The sequence below is a fragment of the Mycobacterium sp. NGS54 genome, assembly GCF_059812465.1.
In genome coordinates this window covers 186,537-204,610 of sequence record NZ_JCALCS010000001.1, presented here as the reverse complement: position 1 = coordinate 204,610, position 18,074 = coordinate 186,537, and the positions used below count along the sequence as shown (strand labels likewise).

General features: G+C 66.3%; 15 protein-coding genes and 2 pseudogenes. 12 read left to right on the top strand and 5 right to left on the bottom strand.

Annotation, left to right across the window (positions count from 1 at the left end; translation table 11 throughout):
- Positions 1-10 precede the first annotated feature (10 nt).
- A pseudogene (locus tag AC5Y5E_RS00980) lies at positions 11-151 on the bottom strand (polyphosphate kinase 2); the annotation flags it as partial.
- A 102-nt stretch (positions 152-253) separates the two neighbouring features.
- Here AC5Y5E_RS00980 and AC5Y5E_RS00975 point away from each other — a divergent pair.
- Positions 254-718, top strand: coding sequence for a cyclic nucleotide-binding domain-containing protein (locus tag AC5Y5E_RS00975; protein WP_499901143.1), 465 nt, complete (start codon positions 254-256; stop codon positions 716-718).
- On the opposite strand, the gene AC5Y5E_RS00970 is transcribed toward AC5Y5E_RS00975, so the two are convergent.
- Positions 719-2,248, bottom strand: coding sequence for an Hsp70 family protein (locus AC5Y5E_RS00970; protein WP_499901142.1), 1,530 nt, complete (start codon positions 2,246-2,248; stop codon positions 719-721).
- Positions 2,249-2,419: 171 nt separating this feature from the next.
- A complete protein-coding gene (locus AC5Y5E_RS00965; protein ID WP_499901141.1) occupies positions 2,420-2,653 on the bottom strand; it encodes a hypothetical protein in 234 nt (77 codons plus the stop codon).
- Between the two features lie 265 nt (positions 2,654-2,918).
- On the opposite strand from AC5Y5E_RS00965, the gene AC5Y5E_RS00960 reads away from it, so the two are divergent.
- From AC5Y5E_RS00960 to AC5Y5E_RS00915, 10 genes and pseudogenes are all read left to right on the top strand, one after another.
- The gene (locus AC5Y5E_RS00960) at positions 2,919-3,305 is read left to right on the top strand and encodes a SpoIIAA family protein (RefSeq protein WP_499901825.1); all 387 of its coding nucleotides are present in this window, start codon (positions 2,919-2,921) and stop codon (positions 3,303-3,305) included.
- Positions 3,306-3,346: 41 nt separating this feature from the next.
- Positions 3,347-3,781 (top strand): annotated as a pseudogene (locus AC5Y5E_RS00955) (CAP domain-containing protein); the annotation flags it as partial.
- A gap of 202 nt (positions 3,782-3,983) precedes the next feature.
- Positions 3,984-4,694 (top strand): MlaE family ABC transporter permease, encoded by a 711-nt coding sequence (locus AC5Y5E_RS00950; protein ID WP_499901140.1) that lies wholly within the window; start codon positions 3,984-3,986, stop codon positions 4,692-4,694.
- On the top strand, positions 4,691-5,542 hold the full coding sequence (locus tag AC5Y5E_RS00945; protein WP_499901139.1) for an ABC transporter permease: 852 nt from the start codon (positions 4,691-4,693) through the stop codon (positions 5,540-5,542). The genes AC5Y5E_RS00950 and AC5Y5E_RS00945 overlap by 4 nt, the downstream gene beginning before the upstream one ends.
- Positions 5,543-5,558: 16 nt before the next feature.
- Positions 5,559-7,010 carry an MCE family protein gene (locus tag AC5Y5E_RS00940; protein ID WP_499901138.1) on the top strand — a complete coding sequence of 484 codons (1,452 nt, stop codon included), beginning with the start codon at positions 5,559-5,561 and terminating at the stop codon, positions 7,008-7,010.
- A gap of 29 nt (positions 7,011-7,039) precedes the next feature.
- Complete coding sequence (locus AC5Y5E_RS00935; RefSeq protein WP_499901137.1) at positions 7,040-8,068, top strand: MCE family protein; 1,029 nt, start codon at positions 7,040-7,042, stop codon at positions 8,066-8,068.
- Positions 8,065-9,318, top strand: coding sequence for an MCE family protein (locus AC5Y5E_RS00930; protein WP_499901136.1), 1,254 nt, complete (start codon positions 8,065-8,067; stop codon positions 9,316-9,318). The genes AC5Y5E_RS00935 and AC5Y5E_RS00930 overlap by 4 nt, the downstream gene beginning before the upstream one ends.
- Positions 9,318-10,571 (top strand): virulence factor Mce family protein, encoded by a 1,254-nt coding sequence (locus AC5Y5E_RS00925; RefSeq protein WP_499901135.1) that lies wholly within the window; start codon positions 9,318-9,320, stop codon positions 10,569-10,571. The genes AC5Y5E_RS00930 and AC5Y5E_RS00925 overlap by 1 nt, the downstream gene beginning before the upstream one ends.
- Positions 10,571-11,713 (top strand): virulence factor Mce family protein, encoded by a 1,143-nt coding sequence (locus tag AC5Y5E_RS00920; RefSeq protein ID WP_499901134.1) that lies wholly within the window; start codon positions 10,571-10,573, stop codon positions 11,711-11,713. The genes AC5Y5E_RS00925 and AC5Y5E_RS00920 overlap by 1 nt, the downstream gene beginning before the upstream one ends.
- A gap of 1 nt (position 11,714) precedes the next feature.
- Positions 11,715-13,163 (top strand): MCE family protein, encoded by a 1,449-nt coding sequence (locus AC5Y5E_RS00915; RefSeq protein ID WP_499901133.1) that lies wholly within the window; start codon positions 11,715-11,717, stop codon positions 13,161-13,163.
- Between the two features lie 137 nt (positions 13,164-13,300).
- Here AC5Y5E_RS00915 and AC5Y5E_RS00910 read toward each other — a convergent pair whose 3' ends face one another.
- The gene (locus AC5Y5E_RS00910; RefSeq protein ID WP_499901132.1) at positions 13,301-15,568 is read right to left on the bottom strand and encodes a carbon starvation CstA family protein; all 2,268 of its coding nucleotides are present in this window, start codon (positions 15,566-15,568) and stop codon (positions 13,301-13,303) included.
- Positions 15,569-15,608: 40 nt separating this feature from the next.
- Positions 15,609-17,138 (bottom strand): ATP-dependent DNA ligase, encoded by a 1,530-nt coding sequence (locus AC5Y5E_RS00905; protein ID WP_499901131.1) that lies wholly within the window; start codon positions 17,136-17,138, stop codon positions 15,609-15,611.
- Positions 17,139-17,261: 123 nt separating this feature from the next.
- Here AC5Y5E_RS00905 and AC5Y5E_RS00900 point away from each other — a divergent pair, with 123 nt between their 5' ends.
- Positions 17,262-18,020: an SDR family NAD(P)-dependent oxidoreductase gene (locus AC5Y5E_RS00900; RefSeq protein ID WP_499901130.1), complete on the top strand. Its 759-nt coding sequence runs from the start codon at positions 17,262-17,264 to the stop codon at positions 18,018-18,020.
- Positions 18,021-18,074: the final 54 nt, after the last annotated feature.

Sequence of the window (18,074 nt, the reverse complement as noted above, 5' to 3'; positions counted from 1 at the left end):
CGGGCGCGGCTCAGTCCATCAAAGCGCGTCCCACGATCTGCGGGTCCGGCTCGCCCACGACCTCATGGTCCTTGTCGTCGTAGTCGGACTTGGCGAGAACGTAGCGCATGGCGTTGATCCGGGCCCGCTTCTTGTCGTTGCTGCGGACCACTTGGAGCAGGCCGCAGGCCTTGTGGCCTGAAGGCGACGGTGCCCTAATAGTCATCAGGGGTCAGTGTGCAGCGCTGACTGCCACCAGCGAAGGGATGACGTGATGAGGACGCTGGAAGGCGTTCTGGCCGGGCACCCGTTCTTCGGCGGGATCGAACCGCGCTATTTGGAGCTGGCGGTCGGGTGCGCGGCCAACGTGCGCTTCGCCGCAGGTGAGTTGATCTTCCGGCAGGGCAGCCCGGCCGATCATTTCTACCTCATTCGCAGCGGCAGGATCGCGCTCGAAACCCACCTTCCGGGTCGCGGCCCTGTGACGGTGCAGACCCTCGGAGACGGCGAGATCCTCGGCTGGTCATGGCTGGTGCCGCCATACAATTCACGGTTCGATGCGCGCGCGGCGGAGCCGACGCGAGCGATCGTCTTCGACGGCAAGTGCCTGCGCCGGAAGTGCGAGGAGGATCACGAACTCGGTTACGAGTTGCAGAAGCGGGTTATCGCGATTCTCGGCGAGCATCTCGACGCGACCCGGTTCCGGCTCTTGGACATTTACGCCGACGCCATCGAATGATCACCCGCCCGCAGCGGCGCAGCGCTCCAGCCGGAAGGTGCGCTCGAAGCCGGCCGGCCGCGTCGTCAGCGTCACCTGCACCGCGCCGCTGGGGGCGACGACGTAGCGCTCCTCGACATCCGGGCCCTCGCTCCACCGCCCGACCGGCTGGCGCCCGAGGTCGTCCCGGTCGCGCAGGGCCGGGTCGAACGGGAAGAGCACCGGGTCATACGGCGTGACGTCGCCGTCGGGCCGCCCGTTGACCAGGCGGCTGCACTCCACGAACCGGAAGTGGCCGATGTTGTGCGCCGCCCGGTAGGTCCGCCGGATCACCAGCGGGGTGCGCCCGTCGGCCGGAAGCGACGCGTCCTTGGGCACGATCGGATCGAAGACGACGTCGGTCCCCGCCTGCGCCTCCCGGAAGACCCCGAAGTGCCGCGAAAAGCGTTCGGACAATGCGAAACCCGCTTCCTTGTCCAGGAAGACCGCCAGGCCGATGGCCGTCGCCGCGAACGGGTGCGGGGAGCGTTTCACCCGCTTCTCGCCGAAGGCCGTGCGCAGCATCCGGGCGACCAGCGGGAAGCCCCCGGCCCCGCCCACCACGTAGATGCCCGCCACCTCCGACCAGGCCACGTCCTTGCCGCCCCGCGCGGGATCGTGGAGGACCCGGTGCAGCAGTTCGGTCGTCCGGTCGACGAGCGGCGCACACACGGAGTAGACGTCGTCGATGCCGCAGGAGAACGGGGGCCGGTCGACCGCGTCGATTCCGGTGAGGTCCACCAGGAAGCGGCGCGTCTGCGGCCCGACGGCCTCCTTGCGGGCGGCGCACTCGTCCTTGAGCAGCTCGCGCCTGGCGGGATCCACCCCGCGCAGGTTCAGCCGGTCGAGGACCAGGTCGACGATCGCCTCGTCGAAGTCGTCACCGCCGAGGCGCTGGATGCCCTCGCTGACCACGACCTCGTTCTCGTGCCCGGTCATCCGCAGCAGCGACGCGTCGAAGGTGCCGCCGCCGAGGTCGTAGATGAGGACATGCTCGCGCTTGGCGGTGATGGTGGAGCGGTACCGGTGCGCGTACTCGAGGCTGGCGGCCGACGGCTCGTTCAGCAGCGCGACGACGTGGAAACCCGCCGCGACGAAGGCGTCCAGGGTCAGCAGGCGCTGGGCGCTGGAGGCGTTGGCGGGCACGCTGATCGCGGCCTCGACGGTCTCGCCGGGCGCGAGGGTGGCATTCGAGCGGCTTTGCAGGTCGGTCTTCAGCGCGGCCAGAAACCCGGTGAGCAGGTCGGCCAGCCGGTGGTTGCGGCCCGCCAGGTTCACCTCGGTCTGCGGGCCGGCGTCGTTGAGGAGGCGTTTGAACGATCGCAGCACCGACCAGCCAGGCTCGTGGCGCGCGGCGGCGGCATCGACCCCGAACCGCAACTGCCCGTCGGTGTTGGCGGCGATGAGCGAAGGCCACGCGTCCAGGCCGTCGAACGAGATGACCGGATAGTTTCCCCGGTCGACGGCCGCAACGACGGTGTGGGTGGTGCCGAAGTCGATGCCGACTCTCATCGCGCAATTTTACGACTGCGCCACGCTTTCCGGCACCATCCTTTCCCGGCGTGGGCGGTCAATCCTCGAAATGGCGGTTGTAGTCGGCGCGCTCGAGCCGCCATTGCAGGCTGTAGGTGCCCTTCGCGATCATCACCATCACGACCGCGGACGCGAGAGTGACGACGACGTTCATAGTCGTTCCATTTCGCGAGACATCAGGGCGCTCTCGAGGAACCCGTAATGCTTCGGGTAGTGCCTTCGCGGCGGGCCGGCGCTGTCGCGGCGCGCGCCCAGAGCGGCCGCGGTGCTGAACACCACCTGCTGGGTGCTGATCAGAACCTCGGCGGATGTCACCTCCACCGACGGAGCAGCCGAGGGCTGTTGACTGATGGGCTCGTCGAGTCCCGTTGGTGATACCAACATCGTCCACCTCCTTTCCGATGCGGCGCCCTGACCGGGCGGGTCTTTGGCGCTACCACCGTAAGGTCGGCGATCGCTTCGTGGCATGCGTAGTTGACTACCTCAACCGCGCGCGGCGCGCGCGGGCCGCCGATGTCCAACTGCGGGCTTCGAAATAGCTGCCACCGGTCGCATCTTCCGATGACTTTGGCCCCTAGGCGGTCACGTCCGGCCCAGAGACGATGTCCCCACCTGCGATTTTGTTCGGTGAGGAGGCGGCGTGATCGAGATGCTCGAGGGTTTCCCCGACGACGTCGCCGCGTTTGCTTTCCACGGGCACGTGACCAAGGCGGATTACGACGGTGTTCTCATACCCGGCTTCGAAGACAAGCTGACTCGGCACGACAGGGTGGGGATCTATCTCGAGATCGCGCCCGACTTCGCCAGTTTCGGTCCGGGAGCCGTCTGGGCGGATTCCAAGTTCGGTATCGGCCACTACTTTGACTGGGATCGCTGCGCGATCGTCAGCGACGTGGAATGGGTCAAGCAGATGGCCAAATTCAGTGAGCTGTTCGGATTTCTGTGGCCCGGGAGGTACCGCACGTTTGACGAGGCGAAAGCCGATGATGCGCGCCAATGGATCGTGCAACCCCACGGCAAGCGCGATGGCGAATGAAACCTCACGACGCTTGGCTGCCAATACTGACCGTCGTTGTCATGGGTCAATCCCTCGGCGGCACACCAATTGCGAAGGCGGACAACAAGCGGCTCAACGACGGCGTCGTCGCTAACGTCTACACCGTCCAACACAATGCCGGTTGCACCAATGATGTGAAAATCAACCCACAGCTGCAACTGGCGGCGCAATGGCACACCGATGACGTACTCGGCAACCGCTCTCTGGACGGCGACATCGGCTCCGATGGTTCGACTCCACAGCAGCGGGCAAACGCGGCCGGCTATGAAGGCGGTGTCGCCGAGACCGTCGCGATCAACCCTGCGCTGGCCATCAACAACATCGAGGTCATCAACCAGTGGTACTACAACCCCGCCTACCTGGCGATCATGCGGAACTGCGCCTACACGCAGATGGGCGTGTGGTCGCAGAACAGCCTTGACCGCAGCGTGGTCGTTGCCATGTACGGGGCGCCAGCCGGTCGGGCGTCGAGATGAACGATTGGATTCTGATGACACTCTTCGAAAGCCCGAGCCCATTATCGGCTGGTGAATGGCGTTCTGAAAAAACGCATTTCGTATTTGCTCGCTGGTCACATGATGAGCGCGGGAGGTCAAGGCCGTGATGTCTTATGACGCGGCCGTCAAGCCCCTCCGCTCCATAGGTGAATTCTTCGCCATGTCATTGGACACCTTCGTGGCGATGTTCAAGCTGCCCTTCCCGTGGCGGGAGTTTCTGTTGCAGACCTGGTTTGTGGCGCGAGTATCCGTGATTCCGACGTTGTTGCTCGCGATTCCTTTCACCGTGCTCGTCGTGTTCACCATGAATATCCTCCTGGTCGAGTTCGGCGCCGCGGACTTCTCCGGCACTGGGGCGGCGACGGCCTCGGTCACCCAGATCGGGCCGGTGGTCACGGTCCTCGTCGTCGCCGGCACGGGAGCGACAGCGATGTGTGCCGACCTCGGCTCCCGCGCCATCCACGACGAACTCGATGCGTTGCGGGTCCTCGGTGTCGACCCCGTTCGTCGGCTTGCTGCGCCAAGGGTGCTGGCGGCCACCGTGGTTGCGGTGTCATTGGTGTCGCTGGTGACGCTGGTCGGTCTGGCCGGCTCATTCGTCTTTTCGGTGTTCGTCCAGCATGTGACGCCCGGCGCTTTTGCGGCCAGCCTGACGCTGCTGACCCGCCTGCCCGATCTGATGCTGGGTCTGGTCAAGGGCGCGCTGTTCGGTATGGCGGCCGCCCTTATCGCCTGCTACAAAGGCATCTCGGTCCGCCGGGGCCCGCAAGGTGTCGGCAATGCCGTCAACGAAACCGTCGTCTACTCGTTCATCGCCCTGTTCGTGATCAACATCATCGCGACGGCCGTCTTCTATACCGGGCCCCAATGACCAGCGTGGTGGATCGGCGATTCGCGTGGTTGGCGCGCGCGGCGAGCGGCGTTGCCGGCAGCTGGAATCACGTTGGCACGCAAGTGGCCTTCTACGCGAAGACCTTGTCCGAGATGCGGACCGCATTCGGTCGCTACGGCAAGGAAATCCTCCGGCTGATCGCCCAAATGAGCCTGGGTACCGGCGCGCTGGCGGTGATCGGGGGCACGGTGGTGATCGTCGGCTTTCTCACCTTGTCGACCGGCGCGGTCATCGCTGTGCAGGGCTATAACCAGCTGTCCGGCATCGGCGTTGAGGCGATGACCGGCTTCATCTCCGCCTACGTCAACGTGCGCATCATCTCACCGGCGGTGGCCGGCGTCGGCCTGGCCGCCACCATCGGCGCGGGAGCAACCGCGCAACTGGGTGCGATGCGGATCGCCGACGAGATCGACGCGCTCGAGGTGATGGCCGTGCGGTCTGTCGCCTACCTGGTCTCCACCCGCGTCGTGGCGGGCGTGGTGGTGGTAATTCCGCTCTACTGCGTGGCCGTGGTATGCGCTTTTCAGGCCGCCCGATTCGGCACGACGGGGATTTACGGCCAGTCCACCGGCGTCTACGACCACTACTTCCACACCTTCCTCAACTCGACGGATTTGCTGTGGTCGTTTGTCACCGTGATTACCGCAGCGGTCGCCATCATGCTGGTGCACACCTACTACGGCTACCACGCCAGGGGAGGGCCCGCCGGGGTGGGCGAGGCGGTCGGCCACTCGGTGCGGACCTCCCTCATCGTGTTGACGCTCATAGTGCTGGCGATCTCGCTTTCCGTGCATGGCCAGTCCGGACACTTCAACCTCTCGGGATAGCCCGGTAGGGATAACGATGTCGGAATCACGCTCGCAGGGAATGCATCCCGCATGGTGGACGCTCATTTTGGTGGTCGCGATCGGTGGAATCGTCGCCCTGACAGCCGGGCTGTTCAGCGGCTCGTTCAAGTCGTATGTCTCGGTGACGCTGATCTCTGACCGGGCGGGCCTGGTGATGGACCACGGCAGCAAGGTCAAGATGCGCGGCGTGCAGGTGGGCCGCGTCAGCGAGATCACCTCCGCGAAGGATCAGGTGCGCCTCGAGCTGGAGATTTTCCCGGATGAAGTCAGGTACATCCCGGCAAACGTGCGGGCCCGCATCCGGGCCACGACGTTGTTCAGCGCCAAATATGTCGACCTGGTCTATCCGAGCGATCCCAGCCGCAAGCCCCTGGCCGCCGGGACGGTGATCAAGGCCGAGAGTGTCGGCACCGAGGTCAACAACATGTTCGCCAACCTGGTCAAGATCTTGGATCAGATTGACCCGGCGAAGCTTAACGGTGTGCTGTCCGCTCTCGCCGAAGGCCTGCGCGGCCGAGGCGCCATCATCGGGCAAAGCATCACCGACGCCGACCAGGTGCTGCGCGAGGTCAATCCGCGCACCGAGGCCATCCGGGCGGACGCGCGGGCCGTCAAGGGGTTCGCCGATACTTACGGCGCTGCCGCGCGAGACATCCTGAAGGTACTCGACTCCTCGGCCGTCACCAGTGCGACCATCACCGACGATTCACAGGCGTTGGGCGCGTTGCTCGCCGAGATCATCGGCCTCTCCCGCAGCGGTATCCGGCTCATCGGCCCGAACAAGGACAACCTCATCAAGGCCGCCAGCCTGCTCGACCCGACGACCAGTCTGCTGATGAAGTACAACCCCGGGCTGACCTGCATGCTGGTCGGCGCCAAGACCGCGCTCGATACCGGCTATCTCGACGCAACCGGCGGCGCCAACGGGTACTCGCTGATCATCGACAGCACCCCGCTGTTCGGCGCCGACCAGTACCGCTACCCGCAGAACCTGCCCGTCGTCGGGGCCAAGGGCGGACCCGGCGGCAAACCGGGCTGCGGATCGCTGCCCGATGTCGCAGCGAACTGGCCACTGCGCCAACTGATTACGAACACCGGCTGGGGAACCGGGCTGGATCTGCGGCCCAATCCCGGGATCGCCTTCCCGGGCTACGCGAACTACCTTCCGGTCACTCGGGGGATACCCGAACCGCCCAGCATCAGATATCCGGGCGGCCCGGCGCCAGGACCCATCCCGTACCCCGGCGCACCGCCCTACGGTGCAACGCAGTACGCACCGGACGGAAGCCCGCTCTACCCCGGTCTGCCGCCTGCCCCACCGCCGGGCGGGCCACGCGAATCAGGCCCTCCGCCACCGGGATCCGAGCCGTTCGTCGTCCCGGCACCGGCACAAATGCAACCCACGCCGACCCCACCGACCCCCAACCAGGCGACACCGGCGCCCTGATTTCAACCGCCGACACAGGAGAAACCAGGATGAGAGAAAACCTGCGGGGCGCCATCTGGCGCCTGGCCACCTTCATGGTGGTGTGCGGGCTGGGTCTCTTTGCGATGTTGGCGATATTCGCGCAGCTGCGGTTCGGAGAAGAAACGGGTTACGCGGCGATGTTTGCCAACGTGTCGGGACTAGAGAGCGGCAACTTCGTTCGCATAGCGGGGGTCGAAGTCGGCCACGTCCGGAAGATCTCAATTCAGGACGACGGCACCGCACTGGTCGAATTCAGCGTGGACACCTCGGTGGTCTTGACAGAGGGCAGCAAGGCGGTGATCCGCTACCAAAACCTGATCGGTGGACGCTATCTGGCGCTCGAGGAAGGTGCCGGTAGCATCAGACAACTGCGACCCGGTGGCACCATTCCGCTGGGCCGAACGGCGCCGGCTTTGGATTTGGACGCGCTTATCGGCGGCTTCCGTCCGTTGTTCCACGCGCTGAATCCCGACCAGATCAACTCGTTGTCGAGTGAGCTGCTCAAGGCGTTCCAGGGCGAGGGCGCAACGATCAGCTCGTTGCTGGTGAAGACCGCCGCCCTGACCAACACGCTCGCGGATCGGGACCGGCTGATCGGACAGGTCGTGGTCAATCTGAATACAGTTCTCGGCTCACTCGGTGACCAAAGCACGCAGTTCGCAAAGACCGTCGACTCGTTGTCCCGATTGCTGGCGACCCTGGGTGAGCGCAGGCAGGACATCAGCACCGGGATCGCCTACGCCAACGCCGCAGCCGGTTCGGTCGCAGACCTGCTCGCGCAGGGGCGCGCCCCGCTGGCAAAGATCGTCGGAGAATCGGACCGGATAGCGGGTCTGATATTGGCCGATCGCGACTACTTCGACAACCTGCTCAATACTCTTCCCGACGCCTATCAGATGCTCAACCGGCAGGGTCTCTACGGCGACTTCTTCAGCTTCTATTTGTGCGAGCTGCTCTTCAAGGTGAACGGCAAAGGCGGCCAACCGGTTTACGTCAAGGTGATCGGCCAGCCCTCGGGGAGGTGCACGCCGCGATGAAGTACTTTTCGGAACGCAACCCGGTCACCGTCGGCGCGGTCGGCGTTGTGGTGGTCGCCGGATTGGTGGTGGCCTCGCTCACGTACACCAAGCTGCCGTTCTTCGACAACGGCAGGGACTATTCGGCATATTTCGCCGAGGCCGGTGGCCTGTTAACCGGTACTGCGGTGCAAGTTTCGGGCTTCAAAGCCGGCAAGGTCAATAGCATCTCGTTGGACGGACCCCGGGTGCTGGTCGAATTCGAGGTCGATAAACACATCCGCCTCGGCGACCGCACCGAGGCGGCGATCAAGACCAAGAGCCTGCTGGGCGCCAAGATCCTCGAGGTCACACCGCGCGGCGACGGCAGGTTGTCCCGGCCGATCCCGCTCGAACGCACGACCGCGCCCTACCAATTGCCCGATGCGCTCGGCGATCTCGCCTCCACCATCAGCGGGCTGGACACCAACAGGCTGTCCCAATCGCTCAACGTGTTGGCGGGCACCTTTTCCGATACCCCGGACGACCTGAGAATCGCGATGGCCGGTGTCGCACGATTCGCGAAAACGCTGAACGACCGCGATGCGCAACTGCGAAATCTTCTGGCCAACGCCAACAAAGCCACCACCGTGCTGTCGGAGCGCACCGACCAAATAGTCCGCCTGGTCGCCGACAGCAACGCGCTGCTCGCCCAGTTGGAAAGCCAAAGCCGTGCTCTGGACCAGATTTCGGGCAACATCTCCGCCATGAGCAGGCAGCTCAAAGGATTCATCGCGGACAATCGGCAGACGCTTAAGCCGGCACTGGACAAACTCAACGAGGTCATGGCGATCGTCGACAACCGCAAAGAGCGGGTGCAGTTGGCGATCAAGAAGTTCAAGACCTACGCGCTGTCTCTGGGCGAGTCGATGTCCTCGGGTCCATGGTTCAACTTCTACATCGCTAACCTGATCCCCGGGCAGTTCATTCAGCCGTTCGTCGATGCCGCATTCAAGGATCTGGGTCTGGACCCCAACGTGCTGCTGCCGTCGCAGCTCACCGATCCGCAGGTAGGCCAGCCGGGTACACCCGCCCTGCCCGTGCCCTTCCCACGCACCGGCCAGGGCGGCGAGCCGAGGCTGAATCTTCCCGACGCGATCACCGGAAACCCGGGTGATCCCCGCTATCCATACCGCGAGCCGCCGCCTGCGCCGCCCCCCGGTGGACCGCCGCCCGGACCGCCGCCGCCGGCCCCCGGCGAAGCGCCGCCACCGCCCAAGGCAGGCCAATGATGAACCGCGCCAACGCTCGTATCGGTTTAGCCGCCCTCCTGGTGCTCACCTTCATCTCGGGCCTCGCGGTCGCGTGGCACTCGTCCGCGACGGCCCGCAGAACGACGATCGTCGGCTACTTCACGAACAGCAACGGCATCTTCGTCGGCGACGAAGTGCGCATCCTCGGAGTAGCTGTCGGGAAGATCGACAGGATCGAGCCGCAAGCCCAGCGGGTGAAGATCACCTTCTGGTACGACAGCAAGTATCAGGTGCCCGCCGATGCCAAGGCCGTGATCCTGTCACCGTCCTTGGTGACCTCGCGGGCCATTCAGCTGACACCGGCCTACACCGGTGGACCGCAGATGCAAAACGACACCGTAATTCCGTTGCAGCGCACCGCCGTTCCGGTGGAATGGGACGACCTGCGCAAGGACCTCGAAAAACTCACCCAGATGCTGCAGCCAACCCAGCCCGGCGGTGTCAGTGCGCTGGGTGCGCTGGTGAACACCGCCGCGAACAACCTGCGCGGCCAGGGAGCGACCATCAGGGACACCCTGATCAAGCTCTCACAGGCGGTTTCGGCGCTCGGCGATCACAGCAACGACGCATTTAGCGCCGTGAAGAACCTGTCAGTCTTGGTTTCTGCGCTGCAAAGCAGCTCCGACCTCATGCGGCAGCTCAACCAGAACCTGGCCTCGGTGACCGGGGTGCTCGCCAACGAGCCGGACGAGGTCGGCAGTGCCGTCGCGGCCCTCAACGAGGTGGTCGGCGACGTCGCGGCCTTCGTGGCCGACAACCGCGAAGCGTTGGGTACGACGTCGGACAAGCTGACGTCGTTATCCACGGCGCTGACAAACAGTCTCGACGACATCAAGCAGGCGCTCCACATCGCACCGACCGAGCTGCAGAACTTCATGAATATCTATCAGCCCGCCCAGGGCACATTGAGTGGTGCACCGGCGTTCAACAACTTCGCCAACCCGGTCTCGTTCCTCTGCGGGGCGATTCAGGCGGCGTCGCGCCTGGGCTGGGACCAATCGGCGAAATTGTGCGTGCAGTATCTCGCGCCGATCATGAAGAACCGTCAGTACAACTTCCCGCCGCTGGGAGAGAACCTGATCGCTGGTGCCGCCGCACGGCCCAACGAGGTTACCTACAGCGAAGACTGGATGCGGCCCGATTACGTTCCACCGCAACCTAATGAGGTTCATGCGAGCGACCCCGCGGATGGCCTGCGCGGGTTGCTGTTGCCCGACGGGGGTGGCTCATGATGGCCAGATCGCGGCGGGTTTACCGCGGCGCGGCTGGCGTGTTACTGGCGCTGGCCGTGGCCGGGCTGGCCGGCTGCGGCTGGCGGGGCCTCAATTCGGTCGCCCTGCCGGGCACCGCGGGCCGAGGCCCGGGCGCGTTCACGATCCAGGCCCAGATGCCCGATGTCGGCACCCTCGAGCAGAACTCCCGTGTACAAGTAGGGGACGTCACGGTCGGTAACGTCACCCGGATCGAGCGCCAGGGCTGGCATGCCCTGCTGACGATCAGGCTCAACGGCGACGTCGACCTGCCGGCCAATGCGGCCGCAACGATCGGCCAAACCAGCCTGCTTGGTTCGCTGCATATCGAGCTGGCCCCGCCTACCGGCGTGCCACCCCGGGGGAAGCTGAGAGAGGGATCGCTGATCCCGCTGGCCTCGGCGGGCAGTTACCCGTCGACCGAGCAGACGCTCGCCGCGATCTCGTTGCTGCTCAATGGTGGTGGTATCGGCCAGATTCAGGACATCACGGAGTCGCTGAGCACGGCATTGGCCGGGCGTGCCGATGACCTGCGGAGCCTGATCGAGCAACTTGACATCTTCACCGGCCGCGTCAGCGACCAGACCGGTGACATCATCGCTGCGACCGAGAGCCTGAACAATCTGGTCGGCCAGTTCGCCGACCAGACCCCCGTGGTGGACCGGGCGTTGCAGACCGTCCCCGATGCGCTTGCCACGCTCAAGGACGAGCGGCAGCAGCTGGTGGATGCGCTCGATCAGTTCGGCAAGTTCAGCGCGCTGGCGGCCGACTCCACGAATCAGACGAAGGAGGCCTTGGTCAAGGAACTGAAGGATCTGGCGCCGGTGCTGGAGTCGCTCGCCGATGCCGGTCCAGCCCTGACTCGCGCGCTGGGCTTGCTTCCCACTTACCCGTTTCCCAAGGACACCATCAGCAAATGGGCGCGCGGCGATTATGCCAATCTGACGGCAATAATCGATTTGACACTGAGCCGGCTCGATGCCTCCTTCTTCACCGGCACCCGCTGGGAAGGCAACCTGACCGAGCTGGAGCTGCAGTGGGGACGCACGATCGGACAAATGCCGAGTCCCTACACGTCCGGCAATCCGCTTGTTGCGCCTTATCATTGGGACCAGGGGCGTTGACATGCCACCCTTGACGCGACGAATCCTCATCCAGCTGGCCATCTTTGGGATTGTCGCGCTGGTGGGTGGCTCGGTCATGGTGTTCGGCTACATTCAGCTGCCGGCCATGTTCGGGATCGGGCGTTACCGGGTCACCGTTGAGCTGCCTCAGGCCGCTGGTCTGTATGTCAGTGGGAACGTGACCTATCGCGGAACCGAGATCGGCCGGGTGGAGAGAGTGAGCCTCACCAAAGACGGTGTTGCGGCTGTCCTTTCGCTGAAGTCCGGTATCGACGTTCCATCGGATGTCGAGGCCCAGGTGCACAGCCAGTCGGCGGTGGGTGAGCAGTACGTCACGTTGCTTCCGCGCAGAGACTCGCCGCCGCTCAAAGATGGAGATGTGATTCCACTCGATCGAGTCTCGGTGCCTCCGGATCTCGATACGCTGTTGGATGCGGTGAACAGGGGAATGGAGTCGATCCCGCGCGAGAACCTCAAGACGGCGGTCGACGAGGCGTATACGGGTTTCGGTGGGCTGGGGCCGGAAATTTCGCGGCTCGTGGTGGGTAGCACCGCACTGTCCACCGACGCCCGCAAGAATCTGGGCGCACTGCTTACCTTGATAGACCAGTCCAAGCCGGTGCTGGACAGCCAGGCCGACTCGCGTGATGCGGTGCAGGCGTGGGCCGGTCACCTCGCCGACATCACCCAAGGTCTGAAGACGAACAACTCCGCCGTCGGCGGAGTGCTGCAGCGGGGAGGCGCCGCCGCTCGGGAAGTCCGTCAACTGTTCGATCGGGTGAACCCGGCGGTGCCGGTCTTGCTCGCCAACTTGATCAGCGTCGGGCAGGTCGCGGTGACCTATCACCCCGGCCTCGAGCAACTGTTGGTGTTGCTGCCCCAGGCGGTGGCCACCCTCCAGGCGATCGGTGTGCCGAACCGGAACACCAAGCAGGGATACAAGGGTGTCTTCTTGAGCTTCAACCTGCGCCTCAACCTGCCGCCGCCGTGCGCTACCGGCTTCTTGCCGCCCCAACAGCGACGGGTGCCTTCCTGGGAGGACTACCCGGATCGACCCGAAGGTGACTTGTACTGCCGCGTGCCCCAGGATTCGCCACAAAACGTCCGCGGCGTCCGCAACATGCCGTGCGTCGGCCAGCCCGGCAAGCGCGCCCCGACGGTCCAGATGTGCGAGAGCGACGAAAATTACGTCCCTCTCAACGACGGCTACAACTGGAAAGGTGACCCGAACGCCACGCTGTCGGGTCAGCCCGTCCCGCAACTGCCGCCTGGCGCGCCGGCCCCGGCAGCTCCACCCGCTGCCGCGCCGCTTCCGATACCGGGTGCGGAATATGACCCCGCGACCGGGACTTACCTCGGCCCCGACGGGCACCTCTACACACAATCCGACCTGGCCGCCAATGGCGGGAAGGAGCGCACATGGCAGTCGATGCTTTTGCCCCCGAATTGAGCGAGTCGACCGGCGAGGCTGACGACACCGCCAAGGACGACGCGCCCCCACCGGATGCCGCCCTGTCGGTTGGTTGGGATTACGCGCCTACCAAGCGCGGTCGACGGGCGCCGGCTGATATCGGGGTTCGACCCGTTCTAAACATGTTGAGCACCTGAGGATTTCGCGGCGGGGATCGGGACCGCGTCCCATTGTCGCTGCACGTCCCGCTCCGCGGGGGTGGGAATCAGCCCGGCGGGCGCGAACCTTTCCGACGGCACCGGTTCGTCCTCGGTCAACGGCCGTCCGCCGCCGCGAATCGCCCTGAGCGCGACGGCGATTCCTGCGGCGAACACGATGACGACGACCAACGCGAAGGCGACGGACAGGGTGCCCTGAATCCAGGTGTTCCTGATGACCTCGTCGAGCTGGCGGGCGTTCTTCGCCGCACCGAACGCGGTCTTGCCGGCGTGTTTCGCCGCCAGGTACTGGGAGTGCTGTGTCCAGTAGCCGACCGCGGGATCGCCGGAGAAGATCTTCTGCCAGGACGCGGTCAGCGTGACGGTCAGGTCCCACAGCAGCGGAACTCCGGGAATCCAGGCCCACCTCAGCAGGCCCTTCTTGATGACGACCACGGTGACGACGGTCAGCGCGATCCCCGCCAGCAGCTGGTTGGCGATGCCGAACAGCGGGAAAAGGGTGTTGATGCCGCCCAGCGGGTCGGTCACGCCCATCAGCAGGGTGCCGCCCCACGCGGCGACGACGACCAGGCTGCAGAGCCAGACCCCGGGGCGCCAGCTCGGGTTGCGCAGTTTGGCCAGCGGTCCGCCGAAGTTGCTCAGCGCGTCGGACAGCATGAAGCGGTTGACCCGGGTCCCCGCGTCGACGGTGGTCAGGATGAACAGCGCCTCGAACATGATCGCGAAGTGATACCAGAACGCCTTGAGGCCGGTGCCGCCGAACACTCGCTGCAGCACCTCGGACATGCCGAACGCGAGCGTGGGCGCCCCGCCGGTGCGCGACACGATGGTCTTCTCGCCGACGCTGCCGGCGGCCTGGGCGATCTGGTCGGCGGTGGCCGGCGCGCCCGGCAGGCCGAGCTTGTTGACGTACTGCGCGGCGGTGGCCGCGGTGCCGCCGGTCTGCGCGGCCGGCGCGTTGAGGGCGAAATACAGGTGCTGGTTGAGGATCGACGCGGTGATCAGCGCCATGACGGCGACGAACGACTCGGTGATCATCCCGCCGTAGCCGATCACCCGCATCTGACCTTCCTTCTCCAGCAGCTTCGGCGTCGTCCCGGACGAGATCAGCGAGTGAAACCCGGACAGCGCGCCGCACGCGATGGTGATGAACAGGAAGGGGAAGAGCGAGCCGGCGAACACCGGGCCGTTACCCCGCGTGGCGAACTGCGAGATCGCGGGGGCCTGCATCTCCGGCCGGGCGATGAGGATGCCGACGGCGATCAGCCCGACGGCGCCGACCTTCATGAACGTCGACAGGTAGTCGCGGGGCGCGAGCAGCAACCAGACCGGCAGCACCGAGGCGGCGAGGCCGTAGCCGATCAGGCACCAGCACAGGGTCACCGGAGACAGGGTGAACCAGGCTGCGCCCCAAGGAGTCTCGGCGACCCAGTTGCCGGACACCACGGCGAGCATCAGGAGCGCGAACCCGATCAGCGACACTTCGGACACCCGCCCGGGACGCAGGAACCGCAGGTAGGCGCCCATGAACAGGGCGATGGGGATGGTCATGGCGATGGAGAAGACGCCCCATGGGCTTTCGGCCAGCGCCTTCACCACGATCATCGCCAGCACCGCGATCAGGATCACCATGATGACGAGGACACCGGCGAGCGCGGCGACCCCGCCCACCGCGCCCAGCTCGTCGCGGGCCATCTGGCCCAGGGAGCGGCCGCGGCGCCGGGTGGAGATCCACAGCACCAGGTAGTCCTGCACGCAGCCGCCGAACACCGCGCCGAGGACGATCCAGATCGCCCCGGGCAGGTAGCCCATCTGGGTGGCCAGCACCGGCCCCACCAGGGGTCCCGCCCCGGCGATGGCGGCGAAGTGATGGCCGAACAGCACGCGCCGGTCGGTCGGCACGTAGTCGGTGCCGTCGTCGAGAACCTCGGCGGGACTGGCGTGGTCGTCGCGCGGGCGGACGATCTTCATCTCGATCAGCCGCGCGTAGAACCGGTAGCCGACGATGTACGTGCAGCTCGCGGCGATCACGAACCAGACGGCGTTGACCGTCTCGCCGCGGGCGGACGCGATGATCGCCCACGCGACGGCGCCGATCACGGCGATGGCGGCGAAGACGATCTTGTGCCGGGTGGTGATGGGGGAGCGGTCGATGATCGCGACCGGTGGGAGGTGCTCGTGGGTGCGGATGAAGCTGACGCCTTTGTCGTGCTCTTTGACTGCCACGGCGAAAAACCCTACGCGCGCAAAATGGACAACGCGCGTTTTAATACAGCGCCCGCACCGCGTCGATGGTGTCCGCCTCGGCCGGGCCCTTGTCGTCGCGGTAGCGCACCACCCGGGCGAACCGCAGCGCCAGCCCGCCCGGGTAGCGCGACGACTTCTGCACCCCGTCCAGGGCGATCTCGACCACCTGCTCGGGACGCAGCTGCACGACATAGGAGTCGATGCCGGTTATCGCGAGCTCGCTGAACCGGGCGGTCTGCCAGTCCAGCATGGCGTCGGTCATCCCTTTGAAAGTCTTTCCCACCATGACGAATTCGCCGGTGGCCGGGTCGCGGGCGCCCAGGTGGATGTTGGAGAGCTTGCCGCGCCGGCGCCCGGAACCCCACTCCACGGCGAGCACCACCAGGTCCAGCGTGTGCACCGGCTTCACCTTGAGCCAGCCCGCCCCGCGCCGGCCCGCGAGGTAGGCGGCGCCGGGCGCCTTGGCCATCACCCCCTCGTGGCCGGCGGCCAGCGTGGCGGCCAGGAAGCCGGCGGCCGCCGCGGGATCCGACGTCGTCAACCGGTCGACCCGCTGCGCGGGCGGCACCAGCGTGTCCAGGGCGGCCAGCCGGTCGGTGGTCGGCGCATCCAGCAGGTCGACGCCGTCGCGGTGCAAGACGTCGAAGAAGAACACCGAGAGCGGCTGCGCCGCACGGGCTTTAGCCACATCGACGGACCGGCCGAACCGCGACGCCGTGACCTGGAAGCGGTGCGGTGAGTTGTCCGGCCGCAGCGCGATCGCCTCGGCGTCGGCGATCAGGTCGGTCACCGGCAGCGCCAGCGTCGCCTCGACGACCTCGGGGAGCCGCGCCGTGACGTCGTCAAGGCTGCGGGTGTACACCGTGACATCGTCGCCGGCCCGGTGAATCTGCACGCGCGCGCCGTCCAGCTTCGCCTCGAAAATCGTTGTGCCGTCGTGGCGCTCGATCGCGTCGGCCACGCCGGTCGCGGCCTGGGCCAGCATCGGGCTGACCGGCCGGCCCACCCGCAGGGTGAACGCGTCCAGGGCCGCGGCTTGGCCGGACAGGGCGGCGGCCGCGACGGCCGGCAGATCGCCGCCCAGCATCGCGGCGCGCTGCACCGCCGCGAGGGGGATTCCGGCGGCCCTGGCGACGGCGTCGGCCATGATCCCGGCCAGCGCCCCCTGGCGCAGCTCGCCGCCGAGCAGCCGCGCCAGGAACGCCTGCTCGGTTTCGGTCGCCGCGGCGAACAACGCGCGCAGGAGTTCGGCGCGCCGCGCCTGCGACCCCTTGCCCGACACCGCCCCGATCTCGGTGAAGGCGGCGTCGACGCCGGGGACCGTCAGCACCGGTTCGGCCGCCGGCGGCGGCCGGGAGCGCAGCGCCGCCCAGCCGACGCCGATCTGGCGCTGGCGCAGCTCACCGGACAGCCACGAGACGATGGTCGCCACCGCCTGCGGGTCGGCGGCGGCGCGGCGCAGCAGCTCGGCGATGTGGGCGACCTTGGTCAGCCGCGACGACGTCCCGCCGACATTAAGCGAGGTGCTTGCGACGTCGAGAAGGAGCACGCAACCGAGCTTGGCATGGCTCTTGAACAAGGCGGGGTCAACCCCGCCGGGCCGACACGCTAGCGTGCCTAGGAAACGTTACAAATTTGATGGATTCTGACAAGCCTGGAAAAGGAGGCCCGGATGGAGATCAACGGGAAGAAGGTCGTCGTCATCGGCGGCGCGTCGGGGATGGGTCGCGCCAGCGCCGAACTGCTGCACGAGCGTGGCGCGGACGTCGCCATCCTCGACCGCGAGGGCTCCGACGGCAAGACCGTCGCCGAGGCCGTCGGCGGTTCGTTCCACCCGGTCGACGTGACCGACTTCGCCGGCACCGAGGAGACGCTGCAGACCGCGGTCGACGAGCTAGGCGGCCTGCACGTCATCATCACCACCGCCGGCGGCGGCATCGCCAAGCGGACGATGACCAAGTCCGGCCCGCACGACCTGGAGTCCTTCCAGTCGGTCATCGACCTCAACCTCATCGCCACCTTCAACATCAGCCGGCTGGCGGCCGCCCACATGGCCAAGAACGAACCCGAGGACGAAGAGCGCGGCGTCATCATCAACACGGCCTCGATCGCGGCGTTCGAGGGCCAGATCGGGCAGGTCGCCTACACCGCCGCCAAGGCGGGTATCGCGGGCATGTGCCTGACCATGGCGCGTGACCTGGGCTCGCTGGGGATCCGGGTGCTGGCGATCGCGCCGAGCCTGTTCGCCACCGGGCTGACCCAGGGCATCCCGGACGAATTCGCAGCCGCGCTGACCAAGGACGCGGCCTTCCCCAAGCGCCTGGGCCGGCCCATCGAGTACGCCAAGCTGGCGGCGGCCATCGTGGACAACCCGATGCTCAACGGCCAGTGCCTGCGGCTGGACGCCGGGCAGCGCTTCGCGCCTAAGTAGCCACCCCCGGCGCGGGGCCGCCCCGGGGAATAAGTACACTCTTTAGGCAGCCGC

Bases quoted from the DNA above. Each gene is read 5' to 3' on its own strand.
- AC5Y5E_RS00975 (WP_499901143.1), top strand. From the start codon at position 254: ATGAGGACGCTGGAAGGCGTTCTGGCCGGGCACCCGTTCTTCGGCGGG.
- AC5Y5E_RS00970 (WP_499901142.1), bottom strand. From the start codon at position 2,248: ATGAGAGTCGGCATCGACTTCGGCACCACCCACACCGTCGTTGCGGCC.
- AC5Y5E_RS00965 (WP_499901141.1), bottom strand. From the start codon at position 2,653: ATGTTGGTATCACCAACGGGACTCGACGAGCCCATCAGTCAACAGCCC.
- AC5Y5E_RS00960 (WP_499901825.1), top strand. From the start codon at position 2,919: ATGCTCGAGGGTTTCCCCGACGACGTCGCCGCGTTTGCTTTCCACGGG.
- AC5Y5E_RS00950 (WP_499901140.1), top strand. From the start codon at position 3,984: ATGTCATTGGACACCTTCGTGGCGATGTTCAAGCTGCCCTTCCCGTGG.
- AC5Y5E_RS00945 (WP_499901139.1), top strand. From the start codon at position 4,691: ATGACCAGCGTGGTGGATCGGCGATTCGCGTGGTTGGCGCGCGCGGCG.
- AC5Y5E_RS00940 (WP_499901138.1), top strand. From the start codon at position 5,559: ATGTCGGAATCACGCTCGCAGGGAATGCATCCCGCATGGTGGACGCTC.
- AC5Y5E_RS00935 (WP_499901137.1), top strand. From the start codon at position 7,040: ATGAGAGAAAACCTGCGGGGCGCCATCTGGCGCCTGGCCACCTTCATG.
- AC5Y5E_RS00930 (WP_499901136.1), top strand. From the start codon at position 8,065: ATGAAGTACTTTTCGGAACGCAACCCGGTCACCGTCGGCGCGGTCGGC.
- AC5Y5E_RS00925 (WP_499901135.1), top strand. From the start codon at position 9,318: ATGAACCGCGCCAACGCTCGTATCGGTTTAGCCGCCCTCCTGGTGCTC.
- AC5Y5E_RS00920 (WP_499901134.1), top strand. From the start codon at position 10,571: ATGGCCAGATCGCGGCGGGTTTACCGCGGCGCGGCTGGCGTGTTACTG.
- AC5Y5E_RS00915 (WP_499901133.1), top strand. From the start codon at position 11,715: ATGCCACCCTTGACGCGACGAATCCTCATCCAGCTGGCCATCTTTGGG.
- AC5Y5E_RS00900 (WP_499901130.1), top strand. From the start codon at position 17,262: ATGGAGATCAACGGGAAGAAGGTCGTCGTCATCGGCGGCGCGTCGGGG.